This is a genomic window from Micromonospora sp. NBRC 110038, from assembly GCF_020884815.1.
Classification (GTDB): domain Bacteria; phylum Actinomycetota; class Actinomycetes; order Mycobacteriales; family Micromonosporaceae; genus Micromonospora; species Micromonospora haikouensis.
In genome coordinates, this window is record NZ_BBOL01000003.1 from 26,582 (window position 1) to 49,102 (window position 22,521).

19 protein-coding genes are annotated in these 22,521 nt (G+C 74.3%); 9 read left to right on the top strand and 10 right to left on the bottom strand.

Annotated features, from left to right (window positions below; translation table 11 throughout):
- Window positions 1-42 precede the first annotated feature (42 nt).
- Window positions 43-1,455 carry an FGGY family carbohydrate kinase gene (locus tag LPU61_RS11840; protein ID WP_229404944.1) on the bottom strand — a complete coding sequence of 471 codons (1,413 nt, stop codon included), beginning with the start codon at window positions 1,453-1,455 and terminating at the stop codon, window positions 43-45.
- A 282-nt stretch (window positions 1,456-1,737) separates the two neighbouring features.
- Between LPU61_RS11840 and LPU61_RS11845 the strand changes: the two genes are divergently transcribed.
- Window positions 1,738-3,657, top strand: a complete 1,920-nt coding sequence (locus tag LPU61_RS11845) for a chorismate-binding protein (protein WP_229404945.1) — start codon at window positions 1,738-1,740, stop codon at window positions 3,655-3,657.
- Window positions 3,658-3,679: 22 nt separating this feature from the next.
- Here the strand turns inward: LPU61_RS11845 and wrbA are convergent, their stop codons facing one another.
- Complete coding sequence (wrbA, locus tag LPU61_RS11850; RefSeq protein ID WP_077939272.1) at window positions 3,680-4,300, bottom strand: NAD(P)H:quinone oxidoreductase; 621 nt, start codon at window positions 4,298-4,300, stop codon at window positions 3,680-3,682.
- Between the two features lie 114 nt (window positions 4,301-4,414).
- Here wrbA and LPU61_RS11855 point away from each other — a divergent pair, with 114 nt between their 5' ends.
- Window positions 4,415-5,005, top strand: a complete 591-nt coding sequence (locus tag LPU61_RS11855; RefSeq protein ID WP_077939271.1) for an HAD family phosphatase — start codon at window positions 4,415-4,417, stop codon at window positions 5,003-5,005.
- A gap of 239 nt (window positions 5,006-5,244) precedes the next feature.
- On the opposite strand, the gene LPU61_RS11860 is transcribed toward LPU61_RS11855, so the two are convergent.
- Both LPU61_RS11860 and LPU61_RS11865 read right to left on the bottom strand, forming a co-directional pair.
- Window positions 5,245-5,613: a DUF3037 domain-containing protein gene (locus LPU61_RS11860; RefSeq protein WP_077939270.1), complete on the bottom strand. Its 369-nt coding sequence runs from the start codon at window positions 5,611-5,613 to the stop codon at window positions 5,245-5,247.
- Window positions 5,610-6,368: a HipA family kinase gene (locus tag LPU61_RS11865; RefSeq protein ID WP_043969357.1), complete on the bottom strand. Its 759-nt coding sequence runs from the start codon at window positions 6,366-6,368 to the stop codon at window positions 5,610-5,612. The genes LPU61_RS11860 and LPU61_RS11865 overlap by 4 nt, the downstream gene beginning before the upstream one ends.
- 136 nt (window positions 6,369-6,504) lie before the next feature.
- Between LPU61_RS11865 and LPU61_RS11870 the strand changes: the two genes are divergently transcribed.
- Window positions 6,505-7,242 (top strand): YsnF/AvaK domain-containing protein, encoded by a 738-nt coding sequence (locus LPU61_RS11870; RefSeq protein WP_229404946.1) that lies wholly within the window; start codon window positions 6,505-6,507, stop codon window positions 7,240-7,242.
- Between the two features lie 304 nt (window positions 7,243-7,546).
- Window positions 7,547-8,611 (top strand): winged helix DNA-binding domain-containing protein, encoded by a 1,065-nt coding sequence (locus LPU61_RS11875; protein ID WP_229405275.1) that lies wholly within the window; start codon window positions 7,547-7,549, stop codon window positions 8,609-8,611.
- A gap of 228 nt (window positions 8,612-8,839) precedes the next feature.
- Here the strand turns inward: LPU61_RS11875 and LPU61_RS11880 are convergent, their stop codons facing one another.
- Genes LPU61_RS11880 through LPU61_RS11895 form a run of 4 tightly spaced genes read right to left on the bottom strand, consistent with a single transcriptional unit; the run spans window position 8,840 to window position 13,152 of the window.
- The gene (locus tag LPU61_RS11880) at window positions 8,840-10,045 is read right to left on the bottom strand and encodes an ABC transporter ATP-binding protein (RefSeq protein WP_043967707.1); all 1,206 of its coding nucleotides are present in this window, start codon (window positions 10,043-10,045) and stop codon (window positions 8,840-8,842) included.
- Window positions 10,046-10,056: 11 nt separating this feature from the next.
- A complete protein-coding gene (locus LPU61_RS11885) occupies window positions 10,057-10,890 on the bottom strand; it encodes a carbohydrate ABC transporter permease (protein WP_043967705.1) in 834 nt (277 codons plus the stop codon).
- 1 nt (window position 10,891) lies between these two features.
- Window positions 10,892-11,875, bottom strand: a complete 984-nt coding sequence (locus LPU61_RS11890; RefSeq protein WP_043967703.1) for a carbohydrate ABC transporter permease — start codon at window positions 11,873-11,875, stop codon at window positions 10,892-10,894.
- Window positions 11,872-13,152, bottom strand: a complete 1,281-nt coding sequence (locus LPU61_RS11895; RefSeq protein ID WP_229404947.1) for an ABC transporter substrate-binding protein — start codon at window positions 13,150-13,152, stop codon at window positions 11,872-11,874. Before LPU61_RS11895 ends, LPU61_RS11890 begins: the two co-directional genes overlap by 4 nt.
- A gap of 290 nt (window positions 13,153-13,442) precedes the next feature.
- Here LPU61_RS11895 and LPU61_RS11900 point away from each other — a divergent pair, with 290 nt between their 5' ends.
- From LPU61_RS11900 to LPU61_RS11910, 3 genes are all read left to right on the top strand, one after another.
- Window positions 13,443-14,021 (top strand): DsbA family protein, encoded by a 579-nt coding sequence (locus LPU61_RS11900; protein ID WP_043967699.1) that lies wholly within the window; start codon window positions 13,443-13,445, stop codon window positions 14,019-14,021.
- A 257-nt stretch (window positions 14,022-14,278) separates the two neighbouring features.
- A complete protein-coding gene (locus tag LPU61_RS11905; protein WP_043967698.1) occupies window positions 14,279-14,710 on the top strand; it encodes a hypothetical protein in 432 nt (143 codons plus the stop codon).
- A 47-nt stretch (window positions 14,711-14,757) separates the two neighbouring features.
- On the top strand, window positions 14,758-15,033 hold the full coding sequence (locus LPU61_RS11910) for a hypothetical protein (protein WP_043967697.1): 276 nt from the start codon (window positions 14,758-14,760) through the stop codon (window positions 15,031-15,033).
- A gap of 470 nt (window positions 15,034-15,503) precedes the next feature.
- On the opposite strand, the gene LPU61_RS11915 is transcribed toward LPU61_RS11910, so the two are convergent.
- Together LPU61_RS11915 and LPU61_RS11920 are read right to left on the bottom strand one after the other, a co-directional pair.
- Window positions 15,504-16,214: an HAD family hydrolase gene (locus LPU61_RS11915; protein ID WP_229404948.1), complete on the bottom strand. Its 711-nt coding sequence runs from the start codon at window positions 16,212-16,214 to the stop codon at window positions 15,504-15,506.
- A 63-nt stretch (window positions 16,215-16,277) separates the two neighbouring features.
- On the bottom strand, window positions 16,278-19,022 hold the full coding sequence (locus LPU61_RS11920; RefSeq protein ID WP_229404949.1) for a glucosidase: 2,745 nt from the start codon (window positions 19,020-19,022) through the stop codon (window positions 16,278-16,280).
- A gap of 42 nt (window positions 19,023-19,064) precedes the next feature.
- On the opposite strand from LPU61_RS11920, the gene LPU61_RS11925 reads away from it, so the two are divergent.
- Window positions 19,065-21,008 carry an amylo-alpha-1,6-glucosidase gene (locus LPU61_RS11925; RefSeq protein WP_229404950.1) on the top strand — a complete coding sequence of 648 codons (1,944 nt, stop codon included), beginning with the start codon at window positions 19,065-19,067 and terminating at the stop codon, window positions 21,006-21,008.
- A 166-nt stretch (window positions 21,009-21,174) separates the two neighbouring features.
- Window positions 21,175-22,506: a glycosyltransferase family 4 protein gene (locus LPU61_RS11930; protein WP_229404951.1), complete on the top strand. Its 1,332-nt coding sequence runs from the start codon at window positions 21,175-21,177 to the stop codon at window positions 22,504-22,506.
- Window positions 22,507-22,521 lie beyond the last annotated feature (15 nt).

Consider the following 22,521-nt stretch of genomic DNA (forward strand, 5'->3'; position numbering starts at 1 on the left):
CAGTCCCGACGGCGGTGTCAACGGGCTGACCTGAGGCGGGCCTCAGGAAGGATACCGAGGGTGGCGCTGTCCTGACGGGGTCGGTGAGGGCGGCTCATCCGTCCGGCCGATGGCCACGAGTGGCACCGCCGCGTCCAGCCGGCCCAGCGCCACCCGGGCCGCGCCCGTCGCGCCGACCTCCGGGTCGGGGTGGTGGTACACGCGGCGGGGCGCGAGGACGTCGGCGAACGACTCCCGCCACCACGCGGAGGCCTCCACCGCCCCGCCGCCCAGCACCACCTCGACGGGGCCGCCCACGGTGGACTCCAGCTCGACGAGGTCGGCCGCGACCAGCCGGCAGACCCCGGACATCAGGCCGGCGAGGATGTCGACCGCGTCGGTGCCGAAGCTCAGCCCGCCCAGCCCGCCCGAGCCGGCCGGCGCGTGACCGGGCGGCCGGTCGCCCCCGAAGTGCGGGTCCGCCGCGACGCCACCGCCCCGGGGGATCCGGGCCAGCGCGGCGTCCAGCGCGGCGCCCCGGGGCAGCCGCAGCTCCCGGTCCGCCCAGGCGAACAGGTTCCCCCCGGAGGAGTACGCGGCCCCGGTGACCACGTGGTCGTGGTCGACCCGGTAGCGCCACAGCCGGTCGGGCAGCGGCGGCAGTTCCGCCCCGGCCGGCACCGCCTGGACCAGCCGGACGGCCGACGAGGTGCCGACCGTCACCGCCGCCCGGCCCGGGTCCACCGCGCCGGAGCCGACGTTCGAGGCGGCCCCGTCGCCCACCGGCGCCGCCCAGGCCGCCTCGGCGAGCTGCGGCCAGCGGCGGGCGTGCTCGGGGCGCAGCCGCCCCCGCCAGCCGTCGCCAGCCAGCTCGGGAAGCTGCCCCGGGCCGGCGGCGGCCAGCTCGCACGCCTCGGCGTCCCAGGTGAGGGTGCGCAGGTCGAGCAGGCCGGTGCCGGAGGCCTGCGAGACCGACATCGGGGCGGCGTCGAGCAGGCCGCCCAGCACGTACTCGGCGAGGCCGAGGAACCGGGCGGGCGGGGTCGAGGCGCGCCCACGCAGCCACGGCAGCCGCACCGACCAGTAGCAGCGGTGCCACCAGGTGCCGGTGCGCCGGTGGAACGCGGCCCCGTCGGCCGGGCCGGTCGCGCCCGCCGGGGGCTCGGGGCGGGTGTCGAGCCAGGTGAGCACCGGCCCCAGTGGCTCGCCGGCCCGGTCGACCGGCAGCACCGAGTGCCACTGGGCGCTGGTGGCGACCAGTCCGACGTCGCGCAGGTGCCCGCCGGCGGCCAGCTCGTCGAGGCACTCGGCGAGGCAGGCCAGGTAGGTCGGGGCGTCCAGGGTGCCCGCGCCGTCGTCGTCGACGGTGACGCGCACCTTCCGGCGGGCGAGGGCACCGGGACGCGGCACGGCCTCCGGGTCCAGCACGAGGCCGCGCACCGAGGAGGTGCCCAGGTCGAGGGCGAGGATGTTCATCGTGGCTCACCGTACCGGGCGGGCACCGGGTCAGCGCGGCGGTCGACGTCGTCGCCGGTGGCCTGCGGCCGGTCCCGTACCCCGGGATCGGGTTCCCCGGCGGCGGCGGCGCGCGTAGGGTGACGGCATGCCCGCGCACCTGACCTGCTGGTGGCCCGCCGACCCGGCGGCCCACCCCCGCGCGTAGCTTCCCACGCGGCCGCCCCACGAGGCGGCCGCCGGTTCTCCTTCCGGCCCGGGGCCGCCACCGGCGGCGCCGCCCGGCCACCACAGGAGAACCCGATGACCCGCCCGCACGACCTGCTCGCCGCCGTCGCCGACGGCGTCGACCCCGGCCCTTTCGCGCTCGTCCGCCGCGAGGGCGCCGACCACCTGGAGCTGTTCACCGGCACCGTACGCGCCGTCGACCGGCTCGCCGACGTCCCGCTGCCCGACGGCCCGGCCGGACCGCGCACCCTGGCGCTGGTGCCGTACCGGCAGGTCACCGAGCGCGGGTTCGCCTGCGTCGACGACGGGACCCCGCTGGAGTGCCTCCAGGTCGCCGGGCACGAGCGGTTACCCCTGGCCGACGTCCTCGCCGCCCTGCCCGACGCGCCGGTGGTGACCACCGACGCCGGGTTCGACATCGCCGACACCGAGTACGCCGACACCGTCGCCCGGGTGCTGGCCGAGGAGATCGGCCGGGGCGAGGGGGCGAACTTCGTCGTCCACCGCACCATGCGTGCCACCGTGCAGGGCTCCCCGCTGGTCGCGGCCCTGGCCGCGCTGCGCCGGCTGCTGCTGCGCGAGCGGGGCGCGTACTGGACGTTCGTGGTGCACACCGGCACCCGGACCCTGGTCGGGGCGAGCCCCGAGCGGCACGTCAGCGTCGACGACGGCCTGGTCATGATGAACCCGATCAGCGGCACCTTCCGGCACGGCGGCACGGCCGACACCGCGTCGCTGCTGCGCTTCCTCACCGACCCGAAGGAGGTCGACGAGCTGTACATGGTGCTCGACGAGGAGCTGAAGATGATGGCCACCGTCGCCGAGCGCGGCGGGCAGGTCGTCGGCCCGTACCTCAAGGAGATGTCCCACTTGGCGCACACCGAGTACCTGCTCGCCGGGCAGAGCTGCCTCGACGTGCGGGACGTGCTGCGGGAGACGATGTTCGCCCCGACGGTCACCGGCAGCCCGATGGAGAACGCCTGCCGGGTCATCGCCCGGCACGAGCGCACCGGGCGGCGCTACTACGCCGGGGTGCTGGCCCTGCTGGGCCGCGACGAGGCCGGCCGGCAGACCCTGGACGCGCCGATCCTGATCCGCACGGCGGAGATCTCCCCCGACGGGGAGCTGCGGGTGCCGGTCGGGGCGACCCTGGTGCGCCACTCCACGCCCGACGGGGAGGTGGCCGAGACGCACGCCAAGGCGGCCGGGGTGCTGGCCGCCCTCGGGTTGCGCCCGGACGCCCCCGACCCGGGGCCGGGCCCGGCGCCCCGGCTCGCCGACGACCCGCAGGTACGCGCCGCGCTGGCCGCCCGCAACGCCCCGCTGGCCCGGTTCTGGCTGGACCAGCGCCCGCCGGGGGCGGTGGCCCTGCCCGGGCTGGCCGGCCGGCGGGCGCTGATCGTCGACGGGGAGGACACCTTCACCGGGATGCTCGCCCACCAGCTGCGCGCCCTCGGGCTGGCCGTCGAGGTGACGCCCTGGCACCGGCCGGCCGGCGACGACGCGTACGACCTGGTGGTCGCCGGCCCCGGCCCGGGCGACCCGAGGGCCGTGGACCAGCCGAAGATGGCCGCCCTGCGCGGGCTGCTCGCCCGGCGGCTCGCGGCCGGCGCGCCGACCCTCGCGGTGTGCCTGAGCCACCAGCTGCTGGCCGGGCTGCTCGGGCTGCCGCTGCACCGGCGCGATGCGCCGTACCAGGGGTTGCAGCGCGACGTCAGCGTGTTCGGCACGAGCCGCCGGGTGGGGTTCTACTCCACGTTCACGGCCGTCGCCGCCGCCGACCGGGTCGCCAGCGCGTACGGGCCGGTGGAGCTGGCCCGCGACCCGGTCGACCGCGCGGTGCACGCGCTGCGCGGGCCCGGCTTCGCCGGGGTGCAGTTCCACCCCGAGTCGGTGCTCAGCCGCGACGGCCTGGCGGTCCTGGCCGATCTGCTGGGCCACCTGCTGTCGGTGCCGCCGGGCCGGTCCCCGGCCGTGGCCCGCGCCGAGGGGTGAGGAGCGCGCCGGCCGCCGGAGGTCAGCCGGCGGCCAGGCCCCGCTTCAGCGCCGCGCCGATCTGCACCGCCCGCTTCGCGGTCAGCGCGGTGGCCGCCAGCGCCACGTGGTCCGGCGGGACCTCCCCGTTGTTGCTGGTGTGCGAGGCACCGTACGGGTTGCCGGCAACGAACTGGCTCGGGTCGGTGTAGCCGGGGGTGACGACGACGCCGCCCCAGTGGTAGAAGACGGTGAGCAGCGACAGCAGCGTCGACTCCTGCCCGCCGTGCGAGGTGGCCGTCGAGGTGAACGCCGAGTAGACCTTGTTCGCCAGCGCGCCGCGCGCCCACAGCGGGCCGGTGGTGTCGATGAACTGCTTGAGCTGGGCGGCGACCATGCCGTAGCGGGTGGGCGACCCGAGGATCACCACGTCGGCCCAGGACAGGTCGTCCGGCTCGGCCTCCATGACGTCCTGGGTTTCGAGGCGGTGCGCCTGCCAGCCCGAGTTGGACCGGATCGCCTCGTCGGGTGCCAGCTCGCGCACCTTGCGCAGCCGGACCTCCGCGCCGGCCTCGCCGGCGGCCTCGCACGCGGACTGCGCCATCTGATAGGTGATGCCGGTCGCGCTGTAGTAGATCACCGCGACCTTGATCTGGCCCTCCATCGGGTCCTCCTCGTTCTCCGGTCAGCTCCCGCGACTACCCGTTGCTTGCGGCGTCAAACGTCGACCGGTGAACGTGGTGGACCGCCCGGGTCCGCCGGGCGATAGCCTGGTGCGGTGATCCTGCCCCTGCCCGACGGCGAGTTCCAGGCGTACCTGTTCGACTGCGACGGCACCATCGTCGACTCGATGCCCCAGCACCACACGGCGTGGCGGCGGGCCCTCGGCGAGTGGGGCTGCGACCTGCCCGAGGACCTCTTCTACGCCTGGGCCGGGCGGCCGGTGGCCGACATCGTCGCCGACCTCAACGACCGGCACGGCCTGGCGATGCCGGTGGAGGCCGTCGCCGCCCGCCGGGAGGCGCTCTACCAGGAGCTCCTGCCGACGGCGACCGGCGTGCCCGGGGTGCTGCGGCACATCCACGACGCCCACGGGCGGGTGCCCTTCGCGGTGGTCTCCGGCAGCACGCGGGAGTCGGTCACGGCGTCCCTCGGCGCGCTCGGCATCCTCGACCGGTTCGACACGTTCGTCTGCGCCGGCGACTACGCCCGGCCCAAGCCCGACCCGGAGGCGTTCCTGCTCGCCGCCCGGCTGCTGGGCGTGCCGCCGGCGGCCTGCCTGGTCTTCGAGGACGCCGACCTGGGCATCCAGGCCGCCACCGCCGCCGGCATGGCCTCGGTGCGCGTCCCGCAGCCCCGGCGGGGCTGACCCCGCCCGCGGCGGCTCGCTCAAGTTTTGCGCAAGTTCCACGGCCGGTCGGCCCCGGCCGGGCCGCCGAGCGCCATCCTGATCGCACCGGCTCCGGCGGCCCGTGCCGCCGCCGGTGTGCCGGTCGACCTGAACGGGGGATCGCGCTCCGTCGGCAACGAGGCCGGCGTAGCGCGATCAGGGGGCCGACGTGTCCGGCGGAACAGGCCGACGCGCCCGCGGACCAAGGGCCCGGGTGGTCAGCGGACCAGGGCGTCCAGCAGCCGGTCGAGTTCCGCCGCCGGGTCGACGGTCAGCCCGGTGTGCACCGGCCCGGTCTGGATCATCGTGCTGCGCGGGGCCGCCAGCCAGCGGAACCGCTCGCCCCGCCGCATCCGCCCCGACGGGCCCTCGCCGACGCACGTCCGGTCCCAGGAGCCCAGCGCCGCCGCCACCTCGGCGAGGTCCACGTCCGGCGCGAGCGCCCGGACCCGGTCGGCGTCGAGATGGGTACGCGCCGCGAGGAAGTCCCGCCCCTGGCAGTAGAGGATCACCCCGACGTTGATCCGTTCGCCGCGCTCGACCCGGGGCACCAGCCGGATCACCGCGTACTCGAAGGGTTCTCTCACGCGGCGCTCCCCTGCGGCAGCCAGTCGGCGGTGCGCGCCACCCGGCGGGCGAGGTGGTCGGCGTACGCGGCGCGGGCCGCGTCGGCGGAGTCGAAGTCGGGCCCGGCCAGCCAGGCGTCCGGCACCAGCGCCAGCACCTCGGCGAGCAGCCCGGGGGTGACCCGGGGCGCGAGGTCGGCGTCGGCCTCGGCCAGCCGGCTCGCGTAGGGGGCGAGCACGTGGTCGTCGGCCCGGTACGCCCGGCGCACGGCCGCCTCGGCGCGCGGCCAGTTGTGGTGGAAGTAGAGGCAGGCGCCGTGGTCGATCAGCCACAGCTCGCGGTGCCAGATCAGCAGGTTGGGGTTGCGCCAGCTGCGGTCGACGTTCTCGGTGAACGCGTCGAACCAGAGCACCCGGGAGGCCAGGGCGGGGTCGACCGGGTGCGCCACCGGGTCGTAGCCCAGCGCGCCGGGCAGGAAGTCCATCCCCAGGTTCGGCCCGCCGCTGCCGCGCAGCAGCTCCTGCACCTCCTGGTCGGGCTCGGCCCGGCCGATGACCGGGTCGATGTCCAGCACCACCAGTCGGGGCACCGCGAGCCCGAGCCGGCGGGCCAGCTCACCGCAGATCACCTCGGCGACCAGCGCCTTCGGCCCCTGCCCCGCGCCGGAGAACTTCGCCACGTACGTGCCCAGGTCGTCGGCCTCGACCACACCGGGCAGCGAGCCGCCCTCGCGCAGCGGGGTGACGTACCGGATTCCGGTGACCTGACGGAGCACGAGGCCCACCCTAGCCGGAACCCCTGCGCCGCCCGCGCGGGCCGCCGCCGGCGCTCCTATCCACGGCCGGGCCGCGGAATGCTTCCGGAGCGGCTCGGGTAGCCACGTCGTGACCCACGAGAGGAAGGACGAGCCAATGCGACTGACCGAGCAGCAGATCCGCTCGCTGTACGGGCAGGACGTCCAGGACCGCTCGGGTGCGAAGATCGGCAGCGTGGGCCAGGTGTGGGCCGACGCCGCCGGCGAGCCGACCTGGGTCAGCGTCGCCACCGGGGTGATGGGCCACCACGAGTCGATGGCCCCGCTCCAGTCGGCCCGGATGCAGCAGGACAAGCTGAGCCTGCCGTACGACAAGGCGACCGTGCGCGGCGCGCCCAGCGTCGAGTCGGGCACCGACGAGCCGCTGGACGCCCAGCAGCTCACCCAGCTCTACGCGCACTACCAGCTTCAGCCGCCCACCCCGCCGGCCCCGCCGCGCCAGCAGGCCGCCGGCTACCCGCGGGGGCCGGAGCTGACCCGCTCCGAGGAGCGGCTGCTGGTGGGCACCGAGAGCGAGCCGGCCGGAACCGCGCGGCTACGCAAGCACGTCGTCGACGAGGACGTGCACACCACCGTCCCCGTCGAGCACGACGAGGTGCGCGTCGAGCGCGAGCCGATCGCACCGGGCGACCGGCGGGCGCGGTCCGAGATCGGCGACGAGCAGCAGGAGCTGCGGCTGCGCGCCGAGCACCCGGTGGTCAGCAAGGAACAGGTCCCCGTCGAGCGGGTCCGGCTGACCAAGGACGAGGTCGTCGAGGACCAGCCCGTCGACGAGCGGCTGCGCCGCGAGCAGGTGGAGGCGGACGTCCCGCAGTCGGCCCGTTCCCGCCGCTGACGTGACGCCCCGGCGGTGACCCTTTGCCGGACGGCGTGACCCCGGGCGGGTGGATCCCTGGTGATCCGCCCGCCCGGTCGCGTGTCCGGCGGGTGTCGGTGACCGGTTCTATGCTGACCGTCGAGGTGGACGGAAGGCGGCGTGAGACGTGGCGACGAGAGGTGTGCGGAAACCGGCGGGCGGTGTGCGGCAGCAGGCGGGCGGCGCGGGGGAACCGGCGGGCGGCGGGCGGCGGCAGGCTCCCGGCGCGAAAGCACCGGTTGGCGCGGCTGAGCTGACCGGCGCGGAGGCGCTCGCGCTGCGGATGACCGCCCTGCTGCTGCGCCCCCACCCCACGGCCCGCCCCAAGGACGTGGCCGGGGTCGTCGAGTGGTTCGGCGCGATGCAGGCGCAGGACGCGGCGAGCGGCCTGTGGTCGCTCGGCCTGCGGCTGCCCGGCTGGACGCAGGCCGACGTGCAGGAGGCCCTGGAGCGGCGGGAGGCGCTGCGCACCTGGCCGATGCGGGGCACCGTGCACCTCGTGCCCTCCCGCGACGCCCGCTGGATGCTGGACGTCACCGGCGTGCGCACCCTGGCCGCCGCCGGGCCCCGCCGGGCGGTCCTCGGGCTCAGCCTGGCGGAGGCCGACCGGGCCGCCGACGTGCTCGGCGAGGCGCTGGCCGGCGGGACACGGATGACCCGGTCGCAGTGCCAGGCCACCCTCAACGCGGCCGGCATCGACACCACCGGCCAGCGCGGCTACCACCTGTTGTGGTACGCGGCCCAGAAGGGCGTCACCTGCATCGCCCCGCACGTCGGCACGGAGCAGACGTTCGCGCTGCTCGACGAGTGGGTGCCCGACCCGCACCGCCCCGACCGCGACGAGGCCCTCGGCATCCTCGCCCTGCGCTACTTCCGCAGCCACGGCCCCACCACCCGGCAGGACTTCGCCGGCTGGACGGGCCTGACCGCCACCGACGCGAAGCGGGGCATCGCCGCCGCCGGTGACGCGCTCACCAGCGTGACGGTCGACGGCGTCGAGGCGGTGGCCGACGCGGCCCTGCTCGACGCGCCCCGCACCCCGGTCGACGACGTGCACGCCCTGCCCGGCTTCGACGAATACCTGCTGGGCTTCAAGGACCGGTCGCTGATGGTCGCCCCGGAGCACAAGCAGGCGATCATCCCCGGCGGCAACGGGGTGTTCCAGTCGACGGTGGTGCGCGGCGGCCGGGTGGCCGGCACCTGGAAGCGGACGCTGGGCAAGACGAAGGTCAAGGTGGCGGTGCGCCCGCTGGTCGACCTCGACGCCGCCACCCGGGAGCGGGTGGACGCGGCGCTGGCGGCGTACGCGGCGTTCGTCGGGCTCCCGCCGGCGGTGGAGTGGGCCTGACCGGCCGCCCGTTCTCACACCGAACGTTGGCCGGTCGTGGTGCAGTCGCGTCGGCGTGTCGTGTCCCGGAGCCAGCCACCCTTGCGACGCGGTTCCTCCTCCGCGCGTCGCTGAGCGGGCGCGGCGGGACGGGTGGCGTGTGGGAGAGCGCCGCAGCGCCCGTGTGCGCCCCGCCCGTAGCGCACGGGCCGGCAGCGGAATCGCTGCCGGCCCGGTCTCCGCGCGTGGTCAGTCGGCCAGCGCCCCGGACGACCGCCCCTCGTGCAGGGTCAGGTTCCGGCCCGTGGACGGGTCGAACAGGTGGATCTTCTCCAGGTTGAACCAGACCCGGCGGTCCTCGCCCTCGCGTACGGTCGACTCGGCCGACAGCCGGGTGACCAGGCTGGCCCCGCCGCCGCTGAAGTCGGCCCCGGCGTCGGCGGCCAGCTCCTCCAGCTCGGCGGCGCTGGCCCGCTCCCCCTCCAGCGTGAAGTAGACGTACTTGTCGGAGCCCATCGACTCGACGATGTCGACCGGCGCGGTGAACTCGGCGCCCCGGCGGCGGGTGTCGTCGTCGACCAGCTCGGCGTCCTCGAAGTGCTCGGGGCGGATGCCGAGGATCAGCTCACGCGGGGCGTCGCCGGCCTCCAGCTCGCGGCGGATCCGGTCGCCGATCGGCACGTCGCCGATCGCGGTGCGCAGCTTCCCGTCGTCGACGGCGGCGTGCAGGAAGTTCATCGACGGGGAGCCGATGAAGCCGGCGACGAAGAGGTTGCGCGGGTGGTCGTAGAGCTCCTGCGGCGGCCCGACCTGCTGGATCGCGCCGCCCCGCATGATCACCACCCGGTCGCCGAGGGTCATCGCCTCGGTCTGGTCGTGGGTGACGTAGACGGTGGTGGTGCCGAGTTGCTTCTGCAACCGGGACACGACCGTGCGCATCTGCACCCGCAGCTTCGCGTCGAGGTTGGACAGCGGCTCGTCCATCAGGAACGCCTTGGGCTGGCGGACGATCGCCCGGCCCATCGCCACCCGCTGCCGCTGGCCCCCGGAGAGGTTGGCCGGCTTGCGGTCCAGCAGCGGGGTCAGCTCCAGCACCTTGGCCGCCTCCTCGACCTTGGAGTCGATCGTCTCCTTGTCGAGCTTGGCGAGCTTGAGCGGGAACGCCATGTTCTCCCGGACGGTCATGTTGGGGTAGAGCGCGTACGACTGGAACACCATCGCGATGTCCCGGTCCCGGGGGGCCTTGTCGTTGACCCGCTGGCCGCCGATGCGCAGCTCACCGGAGCTGATGTCCTCCAGCCCGGCGATCATGTTGAGGGTGGTGGACTTCCCGCAGCCGGAGGGGCCGACCAGGATGACGAACTCGCCGTCGGCGATCTCCAGGTCGACGTCCTGCACCGCCACGGTCCCGTCGGGGAACGACTTGCTCACCTTGTCCAGCACGATGTCAGCCATCACTACACCACCTATCCCTTGACTGCGCCGGAGGTCAGGCCGGAGACGATGCGGCGCTGGAAGAAGAGCACGAACGCGATGATCGGCACGGTGATCACCACGGCGGCGGCGCAGATGGCCCCGGTGGGGTCCTCGAACTGCGACTCGCCGGTGAAGAACGACAGCGCCACCGGCACCGTGCGGGCCCGCTCGGTGGAGGTGAGCGTGATGGCGAACAGGAAGTCGTTCCAGCAGAAGATGAAGACCAGGATCGCCGTGGTGAACAGCCCCGGTGCGGCCAGCGGGGCGATGACCCGCCGGAACGCCTGGCCCTGGGTGGCGCCGTCCATCTTCGCCGCCTTCTCCAGGTCCCACGGGATCTGCTTGAAGAACGCCGACAGCGTGTAGATCGCCAGCGGCAGGGCGAAGGTGATGTACGGCAGGATCAGCCCCGGCCAGGTGTCGAAGAGCCCGAGCTGCCGCTCGATCTCGAACAACGGCGACACCAGCGACACCTGCGGGAACATCGCGATCAGCAGGGAGACGCCGACGAGCAGCTTCTTGCCGGGGAAGTCCAGCCGGGAGATCGCGTACGCGGCCATGGCGCCGAGCACCACGGCGACCAGCGTGGCGATCAGGGCGATGCCGATCGAGTTGACCAGCGCGCGGACGAACTGGTCGGTGTCGAAGATCGACCGGTAGTTGTCCAGCGTCCACTCCCGGGGCCAGAACCTGCCGTCGGTGAGGGTGGCCGGGGTCTTGAACGACAGCGAGGCGATCCAGAGCACCGGGACCAGCGCGAAGACGACGACGATGACGTCCAGCAGGCCCCAGCGCAGCTTCGCCCGCGTGGTGGTGTCGGCCATGTCAGCGCCTCTCCCCGTCGTCGCTGCCGGGGGCAGCGGTGCCGAACAGCTTCACGAAGACGAACGCGATGACCGCCACCGTGAGGAAGATCAGCACGGACATCGTGGACCCGATGCCGAGGTTGAGGCCCCGGATCAGGTTGTTGTAGGCCAGCATCGACACCGAGGAGGTCTCGTTGCCGCCGGCGGTGAGCACGTAGATGTTGTCGAAGACCCGGAACGCGTCGAGCGTGCGGAACAGCAGGGCGACCAGGATCGCCGGCTTCATCACCGGCAGCATGACCTTGGTGAACCGCTGCCACGCGGTCGCGCCGTCGGTGGACGCCGCCTTGAGCAGGTCCTCCGGCACCAGGGCCAGGCCGGCCATCAGCAGCAGCGCCATGAACGGGGTGGTCTTCCAGATCTCCGCGAGCATGATGATCGCCAGGGAGCTGGCCCGCTCGGTCAGCGGCGCGCCGTCGCCGAACAGGTTGGCCAGGTAGCCGGTGCCCGGCGTCCACGCGTACCGCCAGGAGAACGCGGCGACGACCGTGACGATCCCGTACGGGATGAGCGCGGCGGTGCGCACGATGCCCCGACCGACCAGCGTCCGGTGCATGATCAGCGCCAGCCCCATGCCGAGGACCAGCTCGACGGCTACGGTGACGACGGTGATCAGCATGGTGACCCCGAACGCCGTCCACCAGAACTCGTTGGTCAGCACGGTCGCGTAGTTCTCCAGCCCGACGAACTTCCGCTCGTCGGGGAAGCGCAGGTCGTAACGCTGCAACGACAGCCAGATCGAGTAGCCGATCGGGTAGGCGGTGACCAGCACCATGACCAGCGCGGCCGGGGCGCAGAGCAGCCAGCCGAGCTTCCGTTCGGCCCGCTTGTTCTCGCTCAGCGGGGCCGTGGCCCGCCGGCCGGCCCGCTGGGCGGGGACCGGGGCGCGCCGGCCGGCGGTGTCGGCCTCGTCGGCCGCGACCGGGGTGGCGTTGACGCTCACGGCAGCACCCCCTTCGATTCGAGGGCGTCGGCGATGGCGTCGCGCAGCTCGTCGGCGGTCTGCTCGGGGCGGATCGCCGACGGCGGCGACAGGATCGCCGACATCACCGTGGAGATGCTCTGGTAGGCCGGGGTCAGCGGGCGCGTCGCCGGCTCCTTCAGCTCCTCCAGGATGGTCTCCTTCATCGGGTACGCCTCGGCCATCTCCGGGTCGTCGTAGACCCGCTCGATGGTGGGCGGCACGCCGTCGTTGACGGCGGAGAACTTCTGGTTCTTCGCGTTGCGCAGGCACTTGGCGGCCTCGAAGGACTCCGCCGGGTGCGTCGAGTACGCGCTGACGGCCAGGTTGACGCCGCCGATGGTGACCTTGCTGGGGGTGTCGGCGTCGATCCCCGGGATGCGCGCCCACCTGACCTTCTTTGCCAGCTCCGGGTCGGCCTCCTGCAGCGCCGGGTAGACGAAGGGCCAGTTGACCTGGAACGCGCCCTTGCCGGACTGGAACTCCAGCCGGACCGGGTCCTCGGTGGCGTTGCTGAACGACGGCGACGTCACGCCGGACGTGGCGAAGCGCCGGAGCTGGTCGAGCGCGGTGACGGTGCCGGCGTCCATGACCGCCTGCTTGCCGTCGGCGCTGAGGATCTTGCCACCCGCGCTCTCGGCGAGGGTGTTGTAGAGGACGACGAGGCCCTCGTACTGGGCGCCCATGGTGAGCACCTGGTACGGCTTGCCCTGCGCCTTCAGGTCCTGGGCCTGCCTGATCATGTCGTCCCAGGTCTTCGGGGCGTCCGACACCAGGTCGGTGCGGTACCACAGGAGCTGGACGTTGGTGTTCTTCGGCGCCCCGTACAGCTTGTCCTGGTAGCGGGCGGTGTCCAGCGGCCCGGCGAGGGTGCCCTCCTCCACCTCGGCCCGGTCCGGCCCGGTCCACTCCCGGATCCAGTCGGCGCTGGCGAACTCCTGCGTCCAGGTGACGTCGAGGCCGAGCACGTCCATCCCGGTGTCCCCGGCGGCGAGCCGGCGGACCAGCTGCACCCGCTGGTCGTCGGCCTGGCGCGGCAGCACCCGGTAGGCGATGCGGTAGCGCCCCTGCGCCTGGGCGTTGCAGTCGTCGACGACCTTCTGCAGGTTCTGCTCGGGCGGGTAGTACAGGTTGATGGTGGGCGTGCCGCCGTCGCCGCCGGAGCCGCACGCGGCCAGCGGCGCGACCAGCGCGAGCGCGGTGGCGGCCGCCGCCGCCCGGGCGGCGGGTCGGCGCCGATGTCGGGCCGGATCTGTCATCGCCCTCCCCCTCTCTTCGGCGAAGAGCCGGGGAGGTCACCCGTGCCCCGGCGCACGGCGAGACGGTCGGGAGCGGACCGGACACCGGCCCACCCCGGGCGTTTCGTGCGGGCAACACTGCCCGACCTGCGAAGCCGCGAAACCTGGCGGCAACGCGCACGACCCACGATCGCCGTTCGTCCGGTTCGTCCCCCCGGTGACCGGCGGGCGACGGCACGAGGGCGGCGGGCGACGGAGGCCCGGCGCGACGGTGCGCTGCGGGGCGGGTCGGTGCGCCGTACGCTCGGCCGATGGACGCCACCTTCTTCTTCGACCCGGCCTGCCCGTGGACCTGGCGCACCTCGCGCTGGCTGGTGGCCGTGGCCGACGCCCGCGGCCTGGCCGTCGAGTGGCGGGCGTTCAGCCTGGCCATCCTCAACGGGGGTGACGTGCCGCCGCAGTTCGCCGAGGCGATGGCCGCCTCCGGCCGGGCGCTGCGGCTGGTGGAGGCGCTGCGCGCCGAGGGCCGCCACGACGACGCCGGCCGCTTCTACGCCGCGCTGGGCGGGCGCACCCACGACGCGGGCAACCCGCTGTCGGACAAGCTGGTGGACGACGCCGTCGCGGCGGCCGGGCTCGCCGCCGCCGCGCCGGCCCTCGACGACGACCGGTGGGACGAGGCGGTACGCAGGTCGCACGCCCTGGCGTACGGCTCGGCGGGGCCGGACATCGGCTCGCCGGTGCTGATGGTGCCCGGCGTGGAGCGCGGCCTGCACGGGCCGATCCTCACCGAGGTCCCCGGCACCGACGACGCGCTGACCGTGTGGGACGCGCTGCTGCCGCTGCTGCGGCTCCCGGCGTTCCACGAGATCAAGCGCGGCCGCCGCTGACGCCCCCGCCCGGGCCGATGCCCGGGTGACCCGGCCCGTCCGGCGCATCGGACACGTGCGCGGGGAGGCTACCGGGGGTCGGCCCGTTCGACTAGCGTTTGCCGGGAGTTCCCCCGGACTCAACTGCCAGCGCGTCGCCGTCGAAGTCGATACGCCTCCGGCCCATCCCCGCCTGCCCGAACGGTGGGTAATCGAGCGAACCCCCCGCTGCCGGTCCACCGGTTGGGCAGGATCGTTGACGACGAGGAGGTGCCGTCGTGCAGGACACCCGCGCTCTCGCCCTGACGTTCGAGGTGAGCGGCCTGCCCCCGGTGAAGACCGAAGCCCTGTCCATCTTCGCCGCCGGCCACCGGCAGGCGACGAGGGTCCGGGCCCTGCTCCTGGCGGCCTGCTCGGCGGCCCAGCGCACCGGCTGGACCCCGTTGGGCGGGCCGGTGGAGGTGGAGTTGACCCTGCGGTGTCCGCCGGGGCACCGCACCTCCGACGCCAGCACCCTGCTCGGCGGCATCTGCGCGGTGCTGCAGGACAAGAAGAGGGTCGCCACCATCGGCCTGACCCACCTCGGGGTCCTCGCCGACGTCGCCCTCTACACCGACGACCGGCAGATCCGCCGGCTGTCGTACCTGGAGGAACCGGCGGAGGAGTTCTCCTACCGGGTGCGGGTGGCCGCCGTGCCGGCAGTGGTTTGACCGACGTCCGCGGTGGGGTACCGCGGACGCCGACGAAGGGAGCGCCGATGTCGGAGCCACATGTCACGCTCGATCCGAGCGGGCTCGACCCCGTGCAGCAGAAGCTGCGGGGCCCGCTGGAGGATCAGCTGACCTCGGCCCTGCAGGCGGCCACGGGACGGGTCCGGTCGAGCTACGCGGGCGAGCCGGTCGAGCAGGTCTGCCAGCGGCTGCTGGACGAGACCCGGGCCGGGCTGCACCCCGACATCGCGGCCGGCTTCCAGCCGGACATGGACGAGTTCTGCCGGGTGGCCGTGGCGATCGTGCGCGGCGAGGTCTCCTGACCGCCGGCACGGTCAGGACCGGGTCCGCAACTCCCCGGTCCTGACCCACCAGCCGTCCGGTGTGGCAGCGGATCGCCGCCGGTGGGCGCGCGGGCGGGACACGCCGCCCACGCCAGGCCCACCGGCGGCGATGCGGCCCGCCTGCACTCAGCTCCACGGTGCGCCACCGCCGGACTTCGGCGCGTTCCCGGCTCACCCCGAGGAGCCGCGAACGCCGGGTCAGGTTAGGCAGCGCGGCCGGGGCGGTACAAGCCGTCCGGGCCGCCCACGGCGGCGTTTGCCGACCAGGCCGAAATCCGGCAGGAGGGCGTAACACGGGCAGCGGCGCGGGCGCTGTTCCCCCTCGGGAGCGGGTGCGTCCGGCGGGCCCGCGGTCGGCCCGGGCGCGGCCGGCCCCAAGCCCCGGTCGGGCCGGCGCGGGGCCAGGCCCGCGGCCTCGGTCGGGCGGCGACGCCGGGCGGCCGGGAGCCTCAGAAGTGCCGCAGCAGGTCGCCGAACGCGGCCAGCCGCAGCACCCCCGGGTCGGTCGGGTCGAGGTCGTCGTCCTCCAGCACCCAGGTGTTCTCGTTGGGGATGAACACCGCCCACATGCCGGCGGCCCGCGCCGGCAGGATGTCCGACTTCGGGGAGTTGCCGATCATCCAGGCGGCCCCCGGGTCGAAGCCGTGCTCCCCGACGAGCCACCGGTAGGTGTCGACGTTCTTCTCCCGCACGATGTGCGCGGCGTGGAAGTGGTGCAGCAGCCCGGACGCGTCGAGCTTGCGCTGCTGCTCCTCCCGGTCGCCCTTGGTGAGCAGCAGCAGGCGGTGCCGCTCGGCGAGCGCGTCGAGCGTCGCGGCCACCCCGGGCATCAGCTCGACCTGGTGGTTGACCAGCGCCTCGGCCAGGGCGTCGATCTCCCGGCGCTCCGCGGCGGAGGCGGGCCGCTGCCGCAGCCGCTCCAGGCACTCGCCCAGGCTGCGCAGGAAGACCTTGCTGCCGTAGCCGTGGACGGCCGCGTTGGCCCGTTCGATGTCGTCGAGGATGGCACGGATCTGCGCCCGGTCCAGCGTCGGATGGTCCAGCCAGCCGAGGAAGTCGTCGATGACCCGCTCGAAGACGACGTTGTTCTCCCACAGCGTGTCGTCGGCGTCGAAGACCAGCACCTGCGCGTCCCGCCGGCCCGACGTGTCCTGTCGCATGCCTCTCCCCTCCCCTTGGCCCGGGACACCGTACTGCCGCCGGCGCGGCGCGGGCACCCCGTTTCACGCCGGGTCGGCCCCCCGGCGGTGGCGCAGGGTGAGGATGAGGTCGGCGACCAGGGCCGTCCAGCCCGTCTGGTGCCACGCGCCCAGGCCCGCGCCGTTGTCGCCGTGGAAGTACTCCGGGAAGCTGATCAGGTCCCGCCAGTCGGGGTGGGTCTGGAAGAGCTGGGCGGCGCCGTAGATGGGCCGCCGCCCCCAGCCGTCCCGGGTGAACAGCGAGATCAGCCGGGTGGAGAGGTCGTCGGCGATCTCGTCGAGGGTCCGCTTCACCCCCGAGCGGGTCGGGTACTCCACCTGGAGGTCGTCGCCGAAGAACGCCGCGTAGTCGCGCAGGGCGCTGATCAGCAGAAAGTTCGTCGGCATCCAGATCGGGCCGCGCCAGTTGGAGTTGCCGCCGAACAGGCCGCTGGTCGACTCGGCCGGCTCGTAGCCGACGCTGAACTCCTGGCCGCCGAGGGTGACGGCGAACGGCTTGTCCAGGTGGGCCCGGCTGAGCGTGCGCAGGCCGTACTCGGAGAGGAACTCCTCGGTGTCGAGCATCCGCGCCAGCAGCCGGACGATCTTCTCCGGGCCGACCATGGTCAGCAGCCGCTGCTGGCGGCCGTCCGGGCCGATGCGGCGGGCGCCGATCACGTCGGCGTACTCGGGGCGGTGGGTCAGGAACCAGCGCAGGCGGGCCCCCAGCTCGGGCAGCCGGCGCAGCGTACGCGCGGTGAGCCGGGTGGTCGCCGCCAGCGGCAGCAGCCCCACCACCGAGCGGACCTTCAGCGGCACCTGGCTGCCGTCGGCCAGCCGCAGCACGTCGTAGAAGAACGCGTCCTCGTCGTCCCAGAGCCCCTGGTCGTACGCGGCGGCGGCGATGTAGGCGAAGTGCTCGAAGAACTTGGTGGCCGTGTCGACCCAGGTGCGGTCCTGCTCGGCGAGCACGACGGCGATGTCGAGCAGGTTGAGCGCGTACATGGCCATCCAGCCCGTGCCGTCGGACTGCTCCAGCGTGCCGGCCACCGGCAGCGCCGCCGAGCGGTCGAACGGGCCGACGTTGTCCAGCCCGAGGAAGCCGCCCTCGAAGACGTTGTTGCCGCCGGTGTCCTTGCGGTTGACCCACCAGGTGAAGTTGAGCAGCAGCTTGTGCATGACGCGGGCCAGGAACTCGTGGTCGCGGGAGCCGTCGATCTCGAAGACCTTCAGCGCGGCCCAGGCGTGCACGGGCGGGTTCACGTCGCCGAACGCCCACTCGTACGCCGGGATCTGCCCGTTGGGGTGCAGGTACCACTCGCGGAGCAGGAGCAGCACCTGCGACTTGGCGAACCCGGGGTCGACGCGGGCGATGCTGACGCAGTGGAAGGCCAGGTCCCAGGCCGCGTACCAGGGGTATTCCCACGGGTCCGGCATGGAGATCACGTCGAAGCTGGTCATGTGCCACCAGTGGCTGTTGCGCCCGTGCCGGCGGCCGGCGGGGGGCGTGGAGCCGGGGTCGCCCTCCAGCCACCGCTTCACGTCGAAGTGGTAGAACTGCTTGCCCCACATCAGCCCGGCGATGGCCTGCCGGGCGACGAGGGCCTCGTCGGCGGTGGCGGCGGCCGGGATGACGCCGTCGAAGAACCGGTTCGCCTCGGCGCGCCGCGCCCACACCACCGCGTCGAAGCCGGCCGCCAGGTCGGCGGCCGGCGGCGGCGTCCCACCGGGCGGCGGCGCGGTGCGGGTCAGCCGCAGCCGGATCTGCCGGTGCCCGCCGGCCGGCACGTCGAGGACGTAGTGCAGCGCCCCCTTGGTGCCCTCACGGTCGGGGTTGACCGTGGCCGCGCCGTTCACCACGTGGTCGTTGATGCCGTCCTTCGGGTACGGCGAGCGGCCGGGCAGCCCCCAGAGCCGCTCGGCGTTGGTGTCGTTGTCGCAGAGCAGCGGCACCGGGTCGCCGTCGCCCTCCAGCAGGATCTGGCCGAGCACCCAGTGCTCGCCGACGAGCCGGGCGCCGACGCCGGCCCCGGCGGCGGAGCCGACGAGCCGGGGCACCCGGTCCCCGCCGGGCAGGCCCCACGCCCACGTGTTGCGGAACCACAGCGACGGCAGCACGTGCAGCCGCTCGTCGGTGTCGCCCCGGTTGGCGACGGTCACCACGATGCACATGTCCGTCGGGGACGCCTTGGCGTAGTCGACGGTGACCGCCCAGTACCGGTCGTCGTCGAAGATCCCCGTGTCGACCAGCTCGTACTCGGTGTCGTCGCGGCCGCGCAGCGCGTTGACGGCGACCAGCTCGTCGTACGGGAAGGCGGCCTGCGGGTAGTGGTAGCGCCAGCGCATCCACGAGTGGGTGGGCGTGGAGTCCAGGTACCACCAGTATTCCTTGGCGTCCTCGCCGTGGTTGCCGCCGTCGCCGCCGAGGCCGAACATCCGTTCCTTGAGGATCGGGTCGCGGCCGTTCCACAGGGCGAGGGCGAAGCAGAACGTCTGTCGGTCGTCGCACACGCCCGCCATGCCGTCCTCGCTCCAGCGGTAGGCTCTGGACCGCGCGTGGTCGTGGGGGAAGTAGTCCCACGCCGTGCCGTGCTCGCTGTAGTCCTCCCGTACCGTCCCCCACGCCCGCTCGGACAGATAGGGACCCCATGCGCGCCAGTCCTGCTCCCCGGAGTCGGCCTGGGCGAGCCGGAGCCGTTCGGCGTCGGGTGCGGGCGCATGGGAGGGAGGCGCGTCGGTGATCACGTGCCTATCTTCGGTGCCGCCGGGGTACTTCACCACAGCGGCCATTCTCGTCGTGGCGTGTTACACCTCGCCGCCGCTGGAGGAAAGTTGATCGACATTCGTTTCGGTCCGCAGGTGTGCGGGGAGCTGACGGGTGGGGCCACCAGGGAGTGGTTGGTCCCGGACGGCCTGGGTGGCTACGCCATGGGCACCGTGAGCGGGCTGCGCACGCGCCGCTACCACGGGTTGCTGGTGGTCGCCGGCCACACCCCGGCGTCCCGGAACGTGGGACTGGTGAGTCTCGATCCGGCGGTCGTCCTCCCCTCCGGGGCGCGGCTGCGCCTCGGCGCGCACGAGTGGTCCTCCGGCGACGTCGACCCGCGCGGCTTCGAACTGTTGGAGCGCTTCGACCTCGCCGACGGGTTGCCGCGCTGGCGGTGGCGGATCGGCGACGTGGTCATCGAGCGCGAGCTGGCCATGGCGTACGGGCGCTCGTGCGTGGCGGTGGTGCACCGGCTGGTGTCCGGCGGCCCGGTCCGGCTCGACCTGTCGGCGGCCTGCACCTGGCGCGACGCGCACGGCGAGCGGCGCGCCGACGGCCCCGCGCCCCGGGTCGAGCCGGTGGACGGCGGCGCGGTGGTGGAGGGCGCGTTCCGCCTCGCCGGGCCGGACTGGACCCCCGAGGGGCAGTGGTGGCTCGGGGTGCACCACCGCGAGGAGGCGGCCCGGGGCCTGCACCCGGACGACGACGTCTGGCACGCCGGGCGGTTCTCCGGCGCGCTGGAGCGCCCCGGCGACACGGTGTCGGTGCTGGCCTGGGCGGGCGACCTGGCCGCCACGCCGCCCCCGGCGGAGGAGGTCGTCGCGGCGGCGCGGCGGCGCAACCGGCAGGTGGTGGCGCGGGCCGAGCCGGCGGACGCGGTCGAGGCCACCCTCGCGCTGGCCGCCGACGCGTTCGTCGTGCGCACCGCCGCCGGCCCGGACGTGGTCGCCGGCTACCCGTGGTTCGGCGCGTGGTCGCGGGACACCATGACCTCGTACGAGGGGTTGTTCCTGTGCGCGAACCGGGCCGACGAGGGCCGGGAGCTGCTGCGGGCGTACGCGGCGACGCTGTCGGAGGGGATGCTCGCCAACACGGCCGACACGGGGCGGGTCGAATACAACACGGTCGACGCCGCCCTGTGGTTCCTGCACGCGGTGAGCCGGCACGTCACCGTCACCGGCGACACCGACCTCGGCGACGAGCTGCTGCCGGCGCTGCGCGGGATCGTCGACGCGTACCTGGCCGGCACCCGGTACGGCATCGCCGTCGACCCGGCCGACGGCCTGGTCACCCAGGGCGGCACCCCGGGCACGGCGCTGACCTGGATGGACGCCCGGGTGTACGGGGTGCCGGTCACCCCCCGCACGGGCAAGCCGGTGGAGATCAACGCGCTGTGGGTCAACGGGCTCGCGGGGCTCGCCGAGCTGACGGAGCTGGCCGGCGGCGACGCCGCCGAGCTGTGGCGGCTGCACGCCCGGGCCACCGCGTCGTTCGCCGCGCGGTTCCCGTCCCCGGTCGGCTGGCTGCACGACGTGGTGGACGCGCCCGCGCCGGCGTACCCGCTGGGCGGCGCGCCGTTCCACGACGACGACCTGCTGCGCCCCAACCAGCTGCTGGCCTGGTCGCTGCCGTACGCGCCGCTGGAGCCGGACGAGCCGACGCTGCGCCGGGTCGCCGCCGGGCTGCTCACGCCGCTGGGCCCGCGCAGCCTCGCCCCCGACCAGCCCGGCTACACCGGCCGGCACCGGGGCGGGCCGGCCGAGCGCGACGGCGGCTACCACCAGGGCACGGTGTGGCCGTGGCTGCTCGGGCCGTACGTGGACGCGGCCCGCCGGGCGAAGCTGCCGGTGGACGACCTGTTCGTCGGCGTGGAGGCCCACCTGACCGAGCACGGGCTGGGGTCGGTCAGCGAGACGGCCGACGGCGCGGCCCCGCACGCGGCGACGGGCTGCCCGTTCCAGGCGTGGTCGGTGGCGGAGGTGCTACGCGCCCGGCGGGTGCGCCGGTAGGCCCTTCCGGGTCCGCCGGTAGCGCTTTACATCCCGGCAACGGCGACGTCTCCGCTGGTTATCCGGCCCGGTGCAGGATGGGCCCGAGATCCAGGGCTGGTCGGCGGCATCCGTTTTCCACGGGTGCGGCCGGCCCGCGCGCCGGAGACAATTCCAAGGGGGCCGCATGTCACCTGACGCCGAAGTGATCGACATCAACCCGGCCCGGCACCAGCGGGTGCTCATCCTCTCCTGGGAATACCCGCCGGTGCTCGTCGGCGGCCTCGGCCGCCACGTGCACGCCCTCTCCGTCGCCCTCGCCGCCGCCGGCCACGAGGTCACCGTCGTCACCCGCCACGCCGACGGCGCACCCCTGGAGGAGTACGCCGACGGCGTCCGCGTCCTGCGCGCCGCCGAGGACCCCGTCGCCTTCCCCCTGGCCACCGGCAGCCTCCTGGCCTGGACCATGGCCTTCAACCACACCCTCACCCGCGCCGCCCTGCGCGCCACCGAATCCGGCTCATACGACGTCATCCACGCCCACGACTGGCTCGTCGCGCACACCGCGATCACCCTCGCCGAGCACCTGGACCTGCCGCTGGTGACCACGATCCACGCGACGGAGGCGGGCCGGCACCAGGGCTGGCTGCCGGAGGAGATGAACCGCACCATCCACGGCGTCGAGCACTGGATCAGCGGCGAGTCGACCCGGGTGATCGCCTGCTCCGGCTACATGCGTGACCAGATCGGCCGCCTGTTCGACGTGCCGGCCGCCCGGGTCGACGTGGTGGCCAACGGGGTGGACGACCGGGTCTGGCGGGCCCGGCCCCGGGCGGTCGCCTCGGCGCGGGCCCGGTTCGCCGGTGACGGTCCCCTGGTCGGGTACGCGGGCCGGCTCGTCTACGAGAAGGGCGTGCAGCACCTGATGCACGCCGTGCCGTACCTGCGCGAGCGGCACCCGGGGCTGCGGGTGGTGATCGCCGGCGACGGCCCGTACCGGCAGGAGCTGGTGGAGCAGGCGCACCGGCTGCACCTGGGCGACACGGTGCGCTTCGCCGGCTTCCTGGACTCCACCCAGCTCCCGGCCATGCTGGCCGCCACCGACGCGACCGTGGTGCCGAGCCTCTACGAGCCGTTCGGCATGGTCGCCCTGGAGGCCGCCGCGGCCGGCGCGCCCCTGGCCGTCGCCTCGACGGGCGGGCTCGCCGAGATCGTCGAGCCCGGGGTCACCGGGGTGACGTTCCCGCACAGCGACCCCGACGCGCTGGCGGGCGCGGTCGACCGGCTCATCGGCGACGAGGTCTTCGCCCGTCGGGTGGCCCGCCGGGCGCGCACGATGGTCAGCGAGCGGTACGGCTGGGCGACCATCGCCGCCCACACCGCGAGCAGCTACGCCGCCGCCCGCCGCGAGCACGGTTCGTTCCAGGCCCGGCGGGCGGCGAGCCGGCTGGGCGCGGGTCGACCCCGGATCGCCATCCCGGAGGGGAACCTGCTGGCGGCCGGGCACGCGGCCTGCTGACGGGTTGCCGACCTG

Coding starts and splice junctions, on each gene's coding strand:
- LPU61_RS11930 (WP_229404951.1), top strand. CDS start 21,175: ATGTCACCTGACGCCGAAGTGATCGACATCAACCCGGCCCGGCACCAG.
- LPU61_RS11920 (WP_229404949.1), bottom strand. CDS start 19,022: ATGGCCGCTGTGGTGAAGTACCCCGGCGGCACCGAAGATAGGCACGTG.
- LPU61_RS11895 (WP_229404947.1), bottom strand. CDS start 13,152: ATGACAGATCCGGCCCGACATCGGCGCCGACCCGCCGCCCGGGCGGCG.
- LPU61_RS11870 (WP_229404946.1), top strand. CDS start 6,505: ATGCGACTGACCGAGCAGCAGATCCGCTCGCTGTACGGGCAGGACGTC.
- wrbA (WP_077939272.1), bottom strand. CDS start 4,300: ATGGAGGGCCAGATCAAGGTCGCGGTGATCTACTACAGCGCGACCGGC.
- LPU61_RS11840 (WP_229404944.1), bottom strand. CDS start 1,455: ATGAACATCCTCGCCCTCGACCTGGGCACCTCCTCGGTGCGCGGCCTC.
- LPU61_RS11900 (WP_043967699.1), top strand. CDS start 13,443: ATGGACGCCACCTTCTTCTTCGACCCGGCCTGCCCGTGGACCTGGCGC.
- LPU61_RS11885 (WP_043967705.1), bottom strand. CDS start 10,890: ATGGCCGACACCACCACGCGGGCGAAGCTGCGCTGGGGCCTGCTGGAC.
- LPU61_RS11910 (WP_043967697.1), top strand. CDS start 14,758: ATGTCGGAGCCACATGTCACGCTCGATCCGAGCGGGCTCGACCCCGTG.
- LPU61_RS11880 (WP_043967707.1), bottom strand. CDS start 10,045: ATGGCTGACATCGTGCTGGACAAGGTGAGCAAGTCGTTCCCCGACGGG.
- LPU61_RS11845 (WP_229404945.1), top strand. CDS start 1,738: ATGACCCGCCCGCACGACCTGCTCGCCGCCGTCGCCGACGGCGTCGAC.
- LPU61_RS11915 (WP_229404948.1), bottom strand. CDS start 16,214: ATGCGACAGGACACGTCGGGCCGGCGGGACGCGCAGGTGCTGGTCTTC.
- LPU61_RS11875 (WP_229405275.1), top strand. CDS start 7,547: ATGACCGCCCTGCTGCTGCGCCCCCACCCCACGGCCCGCCCCAAGGAC.